Raw genomic sequence first — 16,614 nt, forward strand, 5'->3', positions numbered from 1 at the left:
GGAATAAATAGGGTAACTTTTTTCGAACGTAATGCACTTCTTTGTAGTATCTTCTATATTGATACATATTATAGGGATATCTCAGAGACATGAAACAATTCCAGTTCGATTACCACAGTATCACTACGTTAAAACGCGACCTTGACAAGATTAGTCTCTGGTGTAAATCACGAGTGTTTTCTCATGTGGTATTCCAGATTTATTCGAACTCCATGGATCGTGGGCAGATAGACCTGGTTTGTGACGTCATTTCGCAGAATTTTCCGGATTCCATTTACATGGGTTGTTCCACGGCTGGCAACATTGTGGATGGGCATATATCAAATGCCGAAATTTCCGTTGTCTGTACGATTTTTGAATATCCTACGACTCAGCTAAAATTGCTGCAGTATACGATGGATGCGGACAATGCCGTTGATGTGGTTGGCAGTATTAAAGAAGAAATCAAGGCGAATCCGTGGGTGAAGGCGGTTGAACTGCAGCTGACGACTCTTGGTGTTTCTATGACACCGTTTTGCGATGCGTTCAAGGATGTGGACCCCTCGATTGCGATTTTTGGCGGTGGCGCCATTAATCCGAGTCTGACAAGTACGGAAACATGCGTGTTTTCGAATGTGGGCGGGTATTCAGGAAAGGGTGTCCTAGTACTTTTGATGGGAGGTGAAGACTTCTTTGTCTATACCACCCATGTGATTGGCTGGAAACCCCTTGGCCGTGAATTTGTGGTGACAAAAGCGAAGGGGCCGGTGCTGTATGAACTGAATGGCGAGCCCGCTTATGAAGTCTATCACCGCTATTTGAATATCCAGAATGACGAACACTTCATTTACAACACGCTGGAATTCCCGTTGTTCTACAAGCGCAATGGAATTGACATCATGCGTGCGCCGGTAGCCTGTAACGAAGATGGTTCCGTAGTCATGTCGTCGGATATCGAAGAAGGCGTGAAGGTGCGCCTTGCTTATGGCGACCCGTGGACAATTCTTGCAAGTGTCCGAAAAGACGGCCGTAATATAGGGGTGTTTAGCCCTGAAATAATCAAGGCGTTTTCTTGTGTAGTACGTCGAATCTTTTGGGGCAAAGAAGAAATCAGTAGTGAAACGCTCCCGCTGCAGAGCATTGCGTTTACTTCGGGTTTTTATTCCTCTAGCGAATTCTTGCGCACGGGCTGTTGCGTGAACCAGCACAATGCGACTCTTGTGATTGCAGGAATGCGCGAAGGCAAGGGTGGGGAACGTTATGATTTCGAAATGCCCGAGGAGGCGTTCTCGGGCAAGGTTTCCATGATTAACCGTCTGGCGACTTTTATCGATGTGACGGCACAGGAGCAAGCCGAAACTTACGCGAAACTGCAGTTGACCTCTATTACGGATTCCTTGGCGGAGGTGTTTAACCGTGGCGAAATTCAACGCCGAATTACCCAGTGCGTGACGTCAGGACGACCTGCCTGCCTTGTAATGTTCGATATCGACAATTTTAAACAAATTAACGATACCTGGGGCCACAAGGAAGGTGATAACGTTATTCAAGAAATCAGCCGTCTTTTGAGAAGAGTTGCCGATGAAACCGGATTATCCGGGGTCGATGCGGCTGGCTTTAATATGACTGATTTTGAGGGGATGTGTGCAAAGGAATACGAACTTCATGGTGGAGACTCTTTACAGCCTGTTCCTGTGATTCTGAATGTAAAATCTCCCATTGGCCGTTGGGGTGGTGAAGAATTCATGGTGCTTTTGCAGGATTCTTCGTTAAAAACGGCTATAGATTTTGCTGATAGGGTGCGTGTCGCGTTCAATGATATTACATTTGAAAAAGCTGGACGTCGTTCCGTGAGTGCAGGTGTAATTGAACTTCGGAAGGGCGAAAGCGCTGATGCCGCAATCGTTCGCGTTGACAAGGCTCTTTATAGAGCCAAGAAAAACGGCAAGAACTGCGTTGTGGTGTCTGAAGGAGAAAATGATGGATAGCGTTGTCAAAGCGAAAATTGATTCCTTGTATGAGGCTTTTTCGGTACTTGCGAATGGGGCATACATCTATGTTACCGATATGAGAACAGATTGGACCCGCTGGTCTAAAGAGGCTGTTCACTATTTTGGCTTACCTGACGAATATATGCAGGGGGTAGCTTATGCCTGGATGGAAAAAATCCACCCGGATGATCGCGCCGCCTATAAAGAAAATATTGACAAGGTCATGTCCGGCCAGATGAACGAACATAATCTTCAGTATCGCGTGTTGACAAAAAGTGGCCGCTACATTGTTTGCACCTGTCGAGGTGTTCTGCTCCGTGACGAACACGGAAACCCGAACTACTTTGGCGGAATGATCAAGAACAATGACACCCTAAGCTATTATGACGATGTTTCCAACATGAGAAGCCTTTATGGTTTTTTGGAAGACATGCAGTCGACGAGTTGGCGTGGTAAAAGCCTGCAGGTGATGATTTTGGGCATTAATGATTTTTCTCGTCTGAATGAAATTTACGGCTACACGTTCGGAAACCGCGTGCTCCAGGAATTTTCAAAGATGATCAAGGTCGAGGCCCATGGCCTGGGTGATTGGTACCGAATGGATGGAACCAAGTTTGCTATTGTCTGCCAGAAAGCCTCTGTTGAAGACCTGAAAAAACTGTACAAACGTATCCAGTACAATTCCCTTCATGATTTTAATGTGGATGGAACTCGCGTAGTTCTTTCGTTTGTCGCAGGAGCCATCAACCTCGAAAAATTCGATGTCAGCGTAGAAACCGTTTATTCTTGCCTGCGCTTTGCCTATTACGAATCCAAGAATAATCACTTGGGTGAGTTGTATATTCTTAAGAACGACGTAAACGACGACAAGCGTTTCGCCATCGAGCGTATCAATGTGATTCGCAATAGCATCGTGAATCATTGCGATGGGTTCTACTTGTGCTACCAGCCGATTGTGGACGCCAACAGCGAAAAGATTATTGGCGCCGAGGCTTTGATCCGTTGGAAAAATGAGGAGTACGGCGTTGTACCTCCGGTAGAATTTGTCGATATTTTGGAACAAGATAATTTGTTCCCGGAACTGGGTAAGTGGATTCTAAGGACTGCAATCAAGGATGCAAAAGTAATCCTTGAATCGTACCCGGGGTTTGTAATCAACGTGAACCTTTCGTACACGCAGCTAGAAAAGCCTGACTTTGTCGAGAACGTGCTTTCTATTCTGGAAGAGGAATCGTTCCCGCCGCAGAACCTGTGCCTGGAAATTACGGAGCGTTGCCGCCTTTTGGACATGGCTCTTCTTAAAGACATCTTTACGCGGCTGCGCAATAAGGGTGTCAAGGTGGCGCTCGATGACTTCGGTACCGGCTTCAGCTCTATTGGCGTGTTGCGTGAACTGCCGGTGACTACGGTGAAAATCGACCGCAGCTTTGTCATGAATATCGAACAGGATACTTCTGACCAGAAGACTGTTCGTTTTATTTCGGAACTGGCGGATTCTTTCTCGTCGTCGGTAACTGCAGAAGGTATCGAAACGCCCGAAATGCGAGAATTCCTGCTGCGATTCAAGGTCAAGAGCCTGCAGGGGTTCTACTACTCGAAACCGCTGCCGGTTGACGAGTTCATGGCCAAGTACGTGAATGTGTAGGTGTCTGCGGCACAATGTGGAATGTGTAATGTGCTATTAATACACATTTCACGCTACTCACTAATAACTAGTAACTGGTAATTATTAGTTATATTTACGGCATGAAGAATATTCTTGAACGTCTGGGCATTGGCCGCAGGCATTTTGCTGTAATTGGAATTACGCTTGCCGTTCTGGTAGTCGCGTTCCTTATTTTCAATAATTTGACCGTTTCTTACGCTAGGCGTTGGGATATCGATTGGGGTTACTACTCCATCCTTTTGACTTTCATTCTGCTGATTGTGGGTGTGTTGGTCAACATTCCAGTCATTGCGCAAGGGTGGAAGGGCTTTAAGCCTTCGGGTAAAAGTATTTGTGCCTTTGCTGGCATTGCGCTTGTGTTTTCGGTATTCATGTTCGGGAACATCAGCAATACGCACCGTGTTTTGAGTGACGAAACGAGCTGGGAGTCCATGGGACTCCAGATGTATTTTCAGCATACGGGCGGAATCTGTAACGAGGGTGTATGGACCGATGGTGTGCTGGATTGCAAAACCGAAGTGAATAACTTCAAGGGCAAAGCTCTCGGATTTGTGTATTCCTTGGTGTTCAACTTTATGGAACCCAACCGCGATACAGCCCTGTTGGTCAACTTTCCGTTCTACTTGCTGAGCCTTCTGTTCTTTTTCTTTGCGCTTTCCAAGTGGTTCAAGAATGAATGGGCGGCTCTAGCTGCGACGGCCTTCTTGGGCGGCATGCCGATTTACCTTTTGCAGGCCCGTTCGGCATCTACCGAAGTGCTGTATATATTCCTGCTTGCTGTCCTTATGGCGTGGTATGCCTTTGTGCCGGCAAACAAGGTGAACTGGAAACATTTCTTGCTTACGGTGCCGCTGCTTGGTTTTTTTGCCCAGACTAGGCAGGAAACGGTGTTTGCCTTTATTCCGTTCGCTCTTTACTATTACAAGTATTTCTTTGAAAAGGCTCACAGGCTTCCGCTGTTTGTGGCGGCTGTGATTGCCGTGAGCTGGCCCTCGGTGAATACGATGGCGGCTTACCGTGGCTACGATTTCCAGGGTGGGGAACACGCAGCCCATTCGCTAGAAAATTTCTGGTTCAACTTGAAGACGAATATAGAAGTGATGATGAATCTAGACCAGGATCCGTCTTTTGGCGGCATTATGCAGAATCCCTTCTATACGACTTTTACGATTATTCTGCTTGTCTCTACGGTCTGGCTATTATTCCGCCTGATTTATTCTCGCCGCTATTGGCGCGGTGCCTTGCTTGGCGTTCTGTTCTGCCTGCAGATCTTTGTGATTCTTTTGAATGTGTCGGGTACGTTCACTATCGATATTAACCAGCGTTACGTGCTGGTGGCGCTTCCGCTTTTTGCCCTGATTATGGCGCTCGGCCTATATGATGCGCTAGCGTTTACCACGAAGATGAAGCCTGAGGCGGCTGGAAAGATTATCCTCGCGGTTTCGGTAGCTCTTTCGGTGGGCCTCATGATTTACCATGGGGATAGCTACCGCCACAATATGCTCTATTACAAGAATAAGTTGCTGGGCGAAGAAGACTACCTCGACAAGGCTCTTGAAAGCTACCCGAAAAATTCCATCTTTATTTATGCTCGCCCTTGGCAGATGCTTGCTTCGGGACACAGTTCGTTCAGTGAACGCTCCTTTATGAGTTGGGATAACGAAACCTTTGCCAAGTGGCAGCAGGTGTCGGGCGGAAACATTTACATGGTGCGCGGTCAGGACGGCTATGGCGAACTCAACCGTAAGTCCCGTGTGGTGGGTTTCAAGACGACTGACCAGGTGGACGAAATCTTGAACGACTACAAGAGCGAACGTGTTTTGATTGAACCGAAACTCTTTGGCTATCCTTTGGCGATTTACAAGATTTCGGCCAAAAAGGGCGTGTCTACCTACTTGCAGAATTTCTTTGTGAGCGATATGGAAAATAATGCCATGATCGTGAACAAGCGTTTCCCCGAAACGATTACTTATTCTTATTCCTTGAATGGGGAATTGCAGGAAGAACTGATGCTTTCGTTGCCGTCGGATACGTTGCTGCTGGATTCGACCAAGATTAAGGCTGGCATGAACCGCGTGACTTTCGAATGTGTCATGCCCGATGCAGATACCCTTAAGCTTGTGAAGGATTTCTTTGTGAAATCGCCTGAGGTGTTGCTGCTTTCTGAACTGAAGATGGAAAGCTTTGAACAGGCTTGGGGACAGCCCCAGAAGAACGCTTCGGTAGAACATCATAAGATTACGATTGACAAGGAAATCTTCCGTTACGGAATCGGGTCACACGCTCCTTCGTTTATGAAGTTCCAGTTGCCTCGGGCTTTTGATACCTTCTATGCCACCATCGGTCTTGATGACGAAAGTGTGGGCGGCGATGGAGTCTCCTTTATTGTGCTGGGCGATGATCGGGAACTCTTCCGCAGCAAGCGCATGTATTCCACCGAAAAGCAGAGAATATCTGTTGACGTCAGTGGTGTGCGCATCTTGGAATTGCGCCTAGATGAAGGCGATAAGCACGATAAGGATTACGACCACGGAGACTGGGCGAATGCCTGGCTGGAGGCTAATCATTGAAAGTCCTTGTAGCACCTTTGGATTGGGGGCTGGGGCATGCAACCCGTTGCGTGCCCGTGGTTCGTGAATTCCTGAAACAAGGTGCAGAGGTGGAACTGGCTGTGGTGCGTTCGAACGCCACCTTGCTGCGAGGATTCTTCCAGGAACTTCGTCAGCGTCTGGCGCCGTCCTACAATATCGTTTACCCTAAGCACGGCTATAACATGGGACTGTGGCTGGCTAAGAATGGTGTCCACTTGCGGACGGTGATGAATTACGAGCATCGCTTTGCCGAAGAAATGGTGGAACGCTACCATTACGATGTCCTTGTGTCCGACAATCGTTTCGGATTCTATAGCCGCCATGCAAAATCCATTTACATGACGCATCAGCGTCGTATCGCATTCCCGAAGGTGCTTTCGGCTTTTGAACCTCTAGGTATGCTTTGGCATGCTTCGGTCATGAAGCACTTCGATGAAGTCTGGGTGCCGGACTTGCCTGATTTTCCGGGGTATGCGGCGGGGCTTTCGCATGTAAAACATTCTCCGGTGCCGGTAAAGTATGTGGGGGCGTTGTCCCGTTTTGAAAATAATCTAGGGACTGATGTTCCGCGGACTTACAAGTTCGTGGCTGTAATCTCGGGTGTGGAACCGGCGCGGAGTCGCTTTGAATCGTTGCTGCGCAAGGAGCTTGCCAAAGTTCCTGGGCGTCATGCCATTATTTTGGGTAAGCCTATTCTAGGCGTGAAATCCTGGAGCGAAGGGAATATCGATTTCCATACTCATTTGCCCGATAGAGAATTTGCTGAAGTCATTCGTGGAGCCCAGTGGGTGGTATCCCGCGGCGGTTACAGTACGGTGATGGATATGGCTGTACTCGGAGCCCGTTGTATTTTTGTGCCGACACCCGGACAGTATGAACAGGTGATTCTAGGCCGCGACCTTGCCCGCGAAGGGTTTGCCGCGACTATCGATGAATCGAAGTTTTCGACGGAAACCCTGCTTGCAACGATTAGTGAAAAAGCCCGCGTCGCCCTCCCAAAACCAAGTGAAAACAATCTTTTGAAAAATGCTATTTGTGAGTTGATCTCTAACCACTAACCACTAACCACTAACCACTGTCTATTTTCAACTATTTATGCCTCAATTTATTCTCGCATTCCCTTTGACTAAAGATGTTGGCGAACCTCTCGCCTTGACTGAAACCGTAACGCTGGCCGCTGACGCACAGTCGGTGATTGTTCCCGGATGCAGCGTGATGTTCAAGGTCATCCGTAAGGAACGTGTGGCTGGTCTTGCTGACATTTTTAAGGAACATCAGGACATTTCTGCAGATGCTGCTGCGGCAATTGAAGCGCACAAGTCTCTGCTGTTCTTGCTTGGCGAAGTCAAGAATATCGAAGAAGTGACCCAGGTGAACATGGCGATTCTCAAGGTGTTCAACGCCGGAGCCTTGGGCGTGTACATGCAGCAATGTGGTGCGGCTTGGACCGATGCGGGGTTCCGCGAAGAATTGGGCGACAGTGAATACCCGATGGATCCGTGGATAAACTTCGTAGAAGCCGGTGAGACGATTTATACGCTGGGCCTTGCGACCTTCATGCTTCCGGATTTGTGTATTGCGGCTTCGGCCGAAGATCCGCAGGAAGCGTTGCTCATGGCTGCCGACAGTCTGTTCGGCGATGGCGTTCCTGCCAAGTCCGGCTCCGAAGTGGATTTGGGCGAAGGCGTCCACTATGTGCTTCGCCAAGAAGCGAAGAATCCATTTCCAAAAGAATCCCCTGAATACAATAAGCAGGGGATCTTCAGATTGATTAAAAGGTAAAGTCGGAACTTATTTGAAGTTCTTTCCGAGAATCGCAGAAACATTCTTGAGAATGCCTTCTGCGACATCAGGCTTGTTCATGGAATACACGTGAACGTTCGTGATGCCGTTGGCGTACAGGTCAATAATCTGATCACTTGCGTAAATGATGCCGGCCTGCTTCATGGCTTCGGGATCGCTACCGAACTTGTCGACCAGCGACTTGAAGCGCTGCGGCATGAATGAACCGGAAAGTTTGATAGCACGTTCCACCTGGTTCGCGTTCGTAATCGGCATAATGCCGGGGAGCACCGGGCAATTGACGCCTGCATCGCGCAGCTTGTAGAGGAAGCTGAAGAACAGGTTGTTGTCGAACACCATCTGCGTGGTCAAGAAATCTGCACCGGCATCGACCTTTTCTTTAAGGTGCTGGATGTCTTCGGCCTGGTTTGCACTTTCGGGGTGCTTTTCGGGGTAGCAAGCGGCACCAATGCAGAAATCGGCGTCGGCTGCCTTGAGATCGCGGATGAGCTCGACGGCATAGTGGTAGTCGCAGTTGTCGCGGCCCTTTTCTATGAGTTCCGGGGTCAAGTCGCCGCGGAGAGCCATGACGTTCTTGATGCCTGCGGCTTTCATATCTTCGATGCGCTGGTGCACGGTTTCCTTGCTGCTAGAAACGCAGGTCAGGTGGGCGAGCATCGGAATGCCGAACTTTTGCTTGAGGTTTTTGGCAATATCAAGAGTGAAGTGGCTTACGCCACCGCCTGCACCATAGGTAACGCTCATGAAGGCGGGACCAAGGGCTGCAATCGATTCGGTTGCCGCCTTGACGCTTTCGAAGCTCGTCTCTTTTTTAGGCGGGAACACTTCGAACGAAAGGCTCATCTTGTCTTGCTTCAGAATGTCTACAATCTTCATAATCTCTCCGTGGGCGGGTCGAACCGGCACCCTTGGTTTATGCAAAAATTTGAATATATGCATAAATATATAAAGTTTCTAGTAATATGGCAATACTAAAATAGGATTGATTTAGAATTTTCTCGTGAAAATGCACATGATGGTGCGAAGATCCCATTCCGCGCCGACTTGTTTTTGCAAGAGTTCTTCGTTAGCTTCGTAATGGTCCTGCTCATAGCGTCGGTCTCTCGATATGGCGGCCATGAGCGTTCCGTTCCAGGTTTCGTTGAGCTTGAACGAAAGCATGGGCACGATACTTACTGTCTTGAATGCGGGATTGTAATCCTTGTAGACGTGGGCAAAATCGTAGGCATGCTTGTATCCGCTCACGTTAGCCGCCAGCATGGCCATGGGGAATCGCTTAAAGGGCGTCATGTAGATTAAGGTGCCCCCGCATTTGTAATGGAAGCCGTTCACCATGTTGCCGTTGCCCGCTTTCCAGACTTCGCCGTCGTCGGCGCCGGTGTAGGCGGAGTAGGCGTATTCCCCCGAAAGTTTCAAGATGATTTTTGTCCATTTGCTTTTGGGGAGTAAAACCAATAGGGGGAGCGTCAAGGACGATTTGTAGGTAAAGCCATAGGCATATTCTGTAAAGATAATGTCTTGATGGTAGTTGCGTTCTTCTGCGTCGTAGACGCCCATGAAGGTAGAAGTCTTTCCGTAGTTGAGGGCTGTCCCTCCGTTCGCCTGAATGCCAAGTTCCAGCAGGTGGATCAGTTCCACGGAAACATCTAGCTTTAGCCCCAATCCGGCAAAGTTCGCTTCGCCGACGGCAGAACCTTTGATGGTGGCGAGTTTGCCTGGTTTTTGCCACTTGTAATTCGATAGCCAAGCGGGAGCGGGGAATGCAAAGAAAGGCCAACTGTGCAACGTTTCCGAGTTCTTCAGGGAATTGTGGGGGAGGATAATCCCGACAATGGAAAGCTTGTGTTCTTTCTCGAATAGCAGGGAATCGCTATCGGCTGTTTCGGCGAAAATCAGAGACGTGCAAAATAAAACCGAAAGAATGAGTTTCGGAAAAAGTCGGATTTTCGTGGCGGCTTCCATGGCGACTAATATAGTTTATTTATTGATGGATCATGTAAAAAGCAATCCGCCGGCGCGAGGCCGACGAATTGCATTTTTGAGGTTCAGGATATGAAGTGTGAGTAGAGATCCTTCGACTACGAGGCTTCGCCTCTTCGCTCAGGATGACACTTTTGATTAGTAAATAAATTGGCATTTGGCCACGCACCTTTGACGCGTGGCCGATGTTGTTTATCAATAGATAAACAACATCTCGCGGTACTTCGGCAGCGGCCACTTTTCGTCGGGGACGATGCTTTCGATCTTGTCGACGATAATGCGGAGGTTTGCCATTGCGTCGAGGATTGCTTCGTGCTTGTCGCCGAGAGCGGCTTCCATCTGAGCAACAGCGGCTTCGAGTTCCTTGAGCTTGTCGCCGAGTTCGCGAGCGTAACCGTCAACAGCGTAGAAGCCCTGGGTCTTGGCCATTTCGTTGGTCTTGAGGGCGTTGCTGTAGGCGCAAAGCACCTGCGGAAGCACCACGTTCTTCGCGATGTCGAAAGCGATCTTGCCTTCGATGTGAATCTTCTTGTGGTAATCTTCCATGTTAACTTCGTAACGGGAGTCGAGTTCGCGCTTGTTGAACACGCCGTACTTTTCGAACAGGGCCACATTTTCCTTCTTGTTGAGAGCCTGGAGGGCTTCCATGGTGGTGCGGATGTTCGGGAGGCCGCGCTTGGCAGCTTCTTCGACCCATTCGTCGGTGTAGCCGTTGCCGTTGAAGATGACGCGCTTGTGTTCCTTCACGATTTTCTGCAACAGGTTCTGCAGATCTTCGTGGAACTTGTCGGCCGGAACGCTCTGCAGCTTGTCGGCGATGAGGTCGAAGGCTTCGGCAACGATGGTGTTGAGGATAACGTTCGGCTCAGAGCAACTCTGGCTAGAACCCGGAGCGCGGAATTCGAACTTGTTGCCAGTGAAGGCGAAGGGCGATGTACGGTTACGGTCGGTAGCGTCGCGCGGGAGCGGCGGAAGCGTGTCAGAACCGAGCTTGAGGGCGCCGGCCTGCTTGCTGGACTTCGGATCGCCCTTTTCGAGTTGGTCGATGACGTCGGCGAGCTGGTCGCCGAGGTACATGGAGATGATTGCCGGAGGAGCTTCGTTGGCACCGAGACGGTGGTCGTTACCGGCGCTAGCGACTGCCATACGGAGCAAGTCGGCGTGGGTGTCGACAGCATAGATGACGGCGCAGAGCGTGGTGAGGAAGATGGCGTTCTGGTGCGGGTCCTTGCCCGGGTTCAAGAGGTTCGTCTTGCCGTAGTTTACGGACCAGTTGTTGTGCTTACCGGAACCGTTGATGCCGGCGAACGGCTTTTCGTGCAGCAGGCAAACGAGGCCGTGGCGGTCGGCAACCTGGCGGAGCACTTCCATAATCTGCATGTTGTGGTCGCAGGCGAGGTTTACTTCTTCGAACATCGGGGCAAGTTCGAACTGGGCCGGGGCGACTTCGTTGTGGCGGGTCTTGGCCGGAATGCCGAGCTTCCAAAGTTCCTTTTCCACATCGTTCATGAAGTTGATGATGCGTGCCGGAATGCTACCGAAGTAGTGGTCTTCCATCTGCTGGTGCTTTGCCGGAGCGGCTCCAAACAGCGTGCGACCGGCCTGGTACAGGTCGGGGCGCTGCAGGTAGAAACGCTTGTCAATCAAGAAATATTCCTGTTCGGCACCGAGCGTGACGGTGACTTTCTGCTGGGCGACGCCGAAGAGACCCATGAGGCGGTCGGCGGACTTCTGGAGAGCCTGAATGGAACGGAGGAGCGGAGTCTTCTTGTCCAAGGCTTCGCCGGTATAGCTACAAAATGCGGTCGGGATGCAGAGGGTGGCACCGTTGCCGTGGCGCTTGATGAATGCCGGAGAGGTCGGGTCCCAGGCGGTGTAGCCGCGGGCTTCGAAGGTGGAACGCAGGCCGCCGCTCGGGAAACTGGACGCGTCGGGTTCGCCAACAATCAAGTTCTTGCCGCTGAAGGCCATGATGGCCTTGCCGTCTTCGGGTTCGAGGAAGGAGTCATGCTTTTCGGCGGTGGAACCGGTAAGGGGCTGGAACCAGTGCGTAAAGTGGGTGGCGCCGCGGTCGATAGCCCACTTCTTCATGGCGTGGGCGACTTCGCCGGCGATGCTTGGGTCAAGCGGTGCGCCGCCATCGATGGTGGCGAAGAGCTTCTTGCAAATGTCCTTGGGAAGATATGCGCGCATGGCCTCGGCGTTGAATACGTCTTCGCCGTAGAAGTCGATGTTTGCGGGTGCTGCGGGGAGGTTGGCGCCGGCGTTTTCGCTGGCGATTTCCTTGATAGCTTTTAATCTGTATTCGTTGCTCATGGCAATCTCCTATGAATTTTGTTTTCGGTGCCATAAAAGCAAAACGCGTGCCAAAATCAAAAATTGGCGAATTCGTTACAAAATCGCAAATTTAAAGCTGTTACAAAAATTCGGAGCTTTCCAAAATTTGAAAAATAGATTGTAATCTTACGTTTTTTGTAAAATGTAAAAAGTTTCGAAAATCGCTTGAAATTTTTTATCTTATATAAAAAAGGATTTCCATTGAATAAGTTGCTTGTTTGTATTCTGGTTTTTATGCTTGCAATGGCGGCTTCGGCGGCTGTCAAGAAGAAACGTTTTGACGTGGGTGGGGGCGAAGCTCCGGCTGCAACGGAAATGGTGGCGCCTGCTGAAGGTGCGTCTGCTGTGCCGGAGGCTGCCGCGGAAACTGCTGTTGCGAAATCTGTAGCTGCGGTGCCTGAAAAACCGGCGGGAAAAACACGTTCATTTTATACGGTGATTGCGCAGGAACAGAAGGTTCTTCGCGAAAAGTTGACGGCGGCGATTTCGGCGATGAAAAGCGGCGACTGGAATGCTATCTGGAAGTTCCTTGCGATTTGCCTTGTGTACGGCATGCTACATGCGCTTGGCCCGGGGCATGGCAAGTCGATTGTGGTAGGTTACTTTATTGCGCGTCGGGGGCGCTGGCGGCAGGGTGTTGCGCTTGGCGCAGGCATTACCGTGACGCATACGATGAGTGCGGTTGTCTTGCTGCTTATTTTGTACGCGATTTTCAAGGCGACCGTGTTTACGGCGTTCGAGACGGGCCGCATCGGAATCGAACGGGCGAGCTATGCGCTCATTATGCTCACGGGTGTGTTGCTCGTGGTGCTTGCGATTCGCGACGTGTTCAAGTCGCACAAGGGCTGTGGATGTTCCGCTCGGCTTGAGTCTGCGGAAGGTGCTGTCGCGGAATCTAAATTGCCTCCGGTTGCCCGCTGGCGTGAAATCTTGGGCGTTGCCGCCGTTACGGGAATCGTACCTTGCCCGGCTGTGGCGTTGATTGTTCTCTTCTGCCTGCTGAATTCCATGGTGGCGCTGTCGCTCTTGGGAGCGCTTGTCATTTGCGTCGGCATGACGATTACGAATGTGGCTTTCGGTATTGCGGCAGTTGCATTCCGCAAGGGAATTGACAAGGGAAGTGCCCATACCCGTATTGCGACAAAAATATACACCGTCGTGACTCTCGCAGGCGGTGTTATAATCTTTATTTCGGGGCTGTTGTTGTTTACGAACCAGTTCGCGGGCCGCGTGTAGCGACGCCGCAAGCGGCCTTATTCCGCGCTTTCCATCTCGTTAATCAGCTGGATATTGTACAGCTTTTGCACCTGTAAAATATCGAGGATGACGGCGATGCGTTCGTAAGTGGTCCCCTTGTCGATCTTGATGGCGACAGGGGATTTCTTATTCTGCACCGTCGCGGCCTTTTCGCGGAGTTCGTCGGGTGTGCCGCGCTGGCCGTTAAAGGCGAGCTCCGTCTCGGAAAGTTCAATGTACAGGCCCTCGGGCGTGTCGCGCTTGGTTTCGGTCTGAGTTTCGGGCAGAATCAGCTTGAGCACCGATTCGTCTTGCTTGAAGACGGAGGTTACCAAGAAGAATACGAGTAGCAAGAAGACGCAGTCGATGAGCGGCGTCATGTCGGGGCGGATTCGGCGTGTGCGCTTGGCCATTTATGCATCCTCGTTTGCGGAATCGGCGCTCTGAGAACGGATGTGGTCTTTTTCCTTGAGAATGCGGCCCAGCTGCAAAAGCACATCGTTTTCCACGTTGTCCTGCTCCGATTCCATGCTTGCGTTCAAGTAGTTGAACGCGATAACGTGCGGAATGGCGACCACGAGGCCAATCACTGTCGTAATGAGGGCGAGTTTGATGCCTGTTGCGAATGCGCCCGCGTCAGAAAGGCCCGAAACGGCGATGACGCTGAAGGCGTTGAATATGCCGAACACGGTGCCCAAAAGGCCGAGTAACGGAGAAATGCTTGCGATATTTTCAATCGTGGTCATTCCCTTTTGCAACGGCGAGAAAGCGAGTGCGATTTCGGTGCGGATGCTTTCCATGATGATGTGGTGGTCGGTATTGTGGCTCACCACGCGGTGCAGAATTTTGGAAGGAAGGCGCTTGCGGATGCTCCTGTTAAAGAGAATCAGCGAAATGATTTTCCATACGATGATGGAATAGCCGATGAAATTCATCGCCACGAGTACGTAGGCGATAACGCCGCCCTGTTGAATAAAATCTAAGATGTAGTTCATTGTTTTGTCATTCCCGGCTTGACCGGGAATCTCCTTTATTAGTGAAGGTTATACTTGATTGGAATCTCCATTTTCCAGGTGTCCTTGCCGAGTACCGCTGGAATCGGGTCGAACTTTGGCACGGCTTGCACGGCGGCAAGCGCGCTTTCGTTCAGTGAAGAATACGGACAGGGCTTTGCCACAACCGCTCCGCTGATGCTTCCGTCTTTTGCAACCGTGAACTGCACGCGCACGGTGCCTTCCTGCTTTAAGCGGCGGGCCGTAGCGGGGTAGTCCTTCTGCTTTTCGAACGCCTTGGAAAGCCCGATAAGGTAGGCTTTCGTCACCTTCATCAGCGAATCCTTCGATGGCTTCGGCGGTGGAGGTGGCGGCGGGGGCGGTGCCACAGGTTCAGGAGGCGCTTCGACAACGGTTTCGGCATCCGTAACCACAATCGGTTCCGGCTCTGGCTCGGGTTCAGATTCCGGAACGGTATCTTGTACGATGTTCGGAATAATTTTCGCGCGAACCACCTTCTTCACGATTTTCTTGACTTCAGGCGGTGGCGGAGGCGGCTGCAAGAGCAAACGCTCCACATGAATCACCTCGGCATCTTCGCGGGTGGTAACCACCTGCGTCCGCTTTAAGAATCCCCAGGCGTAAAAGCCCGCATGCAGCAAGACGGCAACAACAATGCCGACGCAAAACACGCGCCGCATCGTGAATGCAGAATAGGGATTGCGCGGGCGCGATGTCGGTTCAATTTCAAAATTCATTAGATCTTATTAGAAGTAGTATTTCGCTTTCGCCCAGATTTCGCGATTTTTGTCGTAGCCTGCGAGTTGTCCGCGCTTGCCGCCGAAGTGGTCGTAGCCGAGCGAAATCATTACCTGGTCGGTGACGGAGTAATCGCCCGAAATGCGAGCGTAATAAGCGAGGTTGTCTATATCGAACATTCCGTAGAGCGAGAACTTGAGCGTGTTGTTCAGCAGTTCCTTTGAAACGCGGAAGGTCATTTCGGAGGAATTCTTTTCGGCAGCCAAGTTGTGCGAATAGTCGGCGATATATTTGTGTAAATACTGCACCATGAAAGTCCAGTTGTCGCCGGCGTACCAGTCGATTCCACCGAGGGCATTGAACGTGTTCTTGCGGGCGTAATCGAGATTGCTTGCGTAACCGAGCGCTTCGCCAAAGTATTCTGCGATTTCGGCACGCAGCACGAATTCGCCGACAGGCATCGAGAGGTCGCCACCAAACATGGTCATCGATTTGTGAATGCCATGGATGACAATGGAATCCTTGACGGGGTCGTAGCCTGCGACCGTAACGGGCGACTGGTTGTGCGTATGAAGCGCCGAAATGGAGAAATCCAGATTCGAGAGGAAGAACGAAACTCGCGTTCCGAAATCTCCGTTCTTGAATTTGGCATCGGGACCTTCTGGGAAATTGATGCTCGCTTTTTCGGGCAATTCAGGACGCCAGGGGTTTTCTTCTTGCATGGGCATCTGGAAGTATCGCGGCACGGGCACGTAAACGACTTCGGCATTCACGCGCTCGCCGGGGTACTTGATGCGGAAACCGTCAATGGCCATGCGCATGTCATCGTAATCGCTCGACATGAATTCGGTGTAATCTACAGGCGAAATCAGGTCGGTGACGCGAAGCCCGTCGGCAACGCCCCACACCACAATCTGGCGGCCTGCACGGATTTCAAGGAAGTCGTTCTGGTAGTTGAAATACGCCTCTTGCAACTGCACTCCAGTGCGGTCTTCGAGAATGCTGTTGTGCACGCCATTCAGGCTAGTGAACAAGTAGGCGTTCTCGTAATCTACGCGAAGTTCTGCGCGCAGGCGCGTCCGCGACGTGGTAAAATCGTGAGGATGCTGCGTTTGCACGGCGTGATACGTGTCCACGAACCCGTTGAATTGAAACGGGGAATCCTGGGCGATTGCCGCGACCGCTGCCGCCAATAAAAATGCAACAATGGATTGCTTCGCTGCACTTCGTTTCGCTCGCAATGACGTATTTATTAACACTTCCTACCGCCTACTTCCTAC

At 50.8% G+C, this 16,614-nt stretch carries 13 protein-coding genes; 6 read left to right on the forward strand and 7 right to left on the reverse strand.

Going from position 1 to position 16,614, the window contains the following annotated elements; all coding sequences use genetic code 11:
* Window positions 1-89 precede the first annotated feature (89 nt).
* From B9Y58_RS01960 to B9Y58_RS01980, 5 genes are all read left to right on the forward strand, one after another.
* Window positions 90-1,967, forward strand: coding sequence for a sensor domain-containing diguanylate cyclase (locus B9Y58_RS01960; RefSeq protein ID WP_073053801.1), 1,878 nt, complete (start codon window positions 90-92; stop codon window positions 1,965-1,967).
* Window positions 1,957-3,615: a bifunctional diguanylate cyclase/phosphodiesterase gene (locus B9Y58_RS01965; RefSeq protein WP_158278302.1), complete on the forward strand. Its 1,659-nt coding sequence runs from the start codon at window positions 1,957-1,959 to the stop codon at window positions 3,613-3,615. Before B9Y58_RS01960 ends, B9Y58_RS01965 begins: the two co-directional genes overlap by 11 nt.
* A 101-nt stretch (window positions 3,616-3,716) precedes the next feature.
* Window positions 3,717-6,206 carry an NPCBM/NEW2 domain-containing protein gene (locus B9Y58_RS01970; RefSeq protein ID WP_073053803.1) on the forward strand — a complete coding sequence of 830 codons (2,490 nt, stop codon included), beginning with the start codon at window positions 3,717-3,719 and terminating at the stop codon, window positions 6,204-6,206.
* On the forward strand, window positions 6,203-7,285 hold the full coding sequence (locus B9Y58_RS01975; protein ID WP_073053804.1) for a glycosyltransferase: 1,083 nt from the start codon (window positions 6,203-6,205) through the stop codon (window positions 7,283-7,285). The genes B9Y58_RS01970 and B9Y58_RS01975 overlap by 4 nt, the downstream gene beginning before the upstream one ends.
* 37 nt (window positions 7,286-7,322) lie before the next feature.
* Window positions 7,323-8,009, forward strand: a complete 687-nt coding sequence (locus B9Y58_RS01980) for a hypothetical protein (RefSeq protein ID WP_073053806.1) — start codon at window positions 7,323-7,325, stop codon at window positions 8,007-8,009.
* Window positions 8,010-8,018: 9 nt separating this feature from the next.
* Here the strand turns inward: B9Y58_RS01980 and metF are convergent, their stop codons facing one another.
* The 3 genes from metF to B9Y58_RS01995 all read right to left on the reverse strand — a co-directional run bounded on the left by metF (window position 8,019) and on the right by B9Y58_RS01995 (window position 12,326).
* Window positions 8,019-8,906, reverse strand: a complete 888-nt coding sequence (gene metF / locus B9Y58_RS01985) for a methylenetetrahydrofolate reductase [NAD(P)H] (RefSeq protein ID WP_073053809.1) — start codon at window positions 8,904-8,906, stop codon at window positions 8,019-8,021.
* Between the two features lie 111 nt (window positions 8,907-9,017).
* Window positions 9,018-9,992, reverse strand: a complete 975-nt coding sequence (locus B9Y58_RS01990; protein ID WP_073053811.1) for a hypothetical protein — start codon at window positions 9,990-9,992, stop codon at window positions 9,018-9,020.
* 213 nt (window positions 9,993-10,205) lie between these two features.
* On the reverse strand, window positions 10,206-12,326 hold the full coding sequence (locus tag B9Y58_RS01995) for a glutamine synthetase III family protein (RefSeq protein WP_073053813.1): 2,121 nt from the start codon (window positions 12,324-12,326) through the stop codon (window positions 10,206-10,208).
* Between the two features lie 255 nt (window positions 12,327-12,581).
* Between B9Y58_RS01995 and B9Y58_RS02000 the strand changes: the two genes are divergently transcribed.
* A complete protein-coding gene (locus tag B9Y58_RS02000; protein ID WP_143154625.1) occupies window positions 12,582-13,583 on the forward strand; it encodes a nickel/cobalt transporter in 1,002 nt (333 codons plus the stop codon).
* Window positions 13,584-13,600: 17 nt separating this feature from the next.
* On the opposite strand, the gene B9Y58_RS02005 is transcribed toward B9Y58_RS02000, so the two are convergent.
* From B9Y58_RS02005 to B9Y58_RS02020, 4 genes are read right to left on the reverse strand one after another with little or no spacing between them, the layout of a single operon-like run.
* Window positions 13,601-13,996, reverse strand: coding sequence for an ExbD/TolR family protein (locus B9Y58_RS02005; protein WP_072809024.1), 396 nt, complete (start codon window positions 13,994-13,996; stop codon window positions 13,601-13,603).
* A complete protein-coding gene (locus B9Y58_RS02010) occupies window positions 13,997-14,578 on the reverse strand; it encodes a MotA/TolQ/ExbB proton channel family protein (RefSeq protein WP_073053817.1) in 582 nt (193 codons plus the stop codon).
* Between the two features lie 38 nt (window positions 14,579-14,616).
* Complete coding sequence (locus tag B9Y58_RS02015) at window positions 14,617-15,333, reverse strand: energy transducer TonB (RefSeq protein WP_073053819.1); 717 nt, start codon at window positions 15,331-15,333, stop codon at window positions 14,617-14,619.
* Between the two features lie 9 nt (window positions 15,334-15,342).
* On the reverse strand, window positions 15,343-16,527 hold the full coding sequence (locus B9Y58_RS02020; protein ID WP_233247803.1) for a DUF1302 family protein: 1,185 nt from the start codon (window positions 16,525-16,527) through the stop codon (window positions 15,343-15,345).
* Window positions 16,528-16,614: the final 87 nt, after the last annotated feature.

It is taken from the genome of Fibrobacter sp. UWB15 (assembly GCF_900177705.1).
In the GTDB taxonomy this organism is placed as follows: Bacteria; Fibrobacterota; Fibrobacteria; order Fibrobacterales; family Fibrobacteraceae; genus Fibrobacter.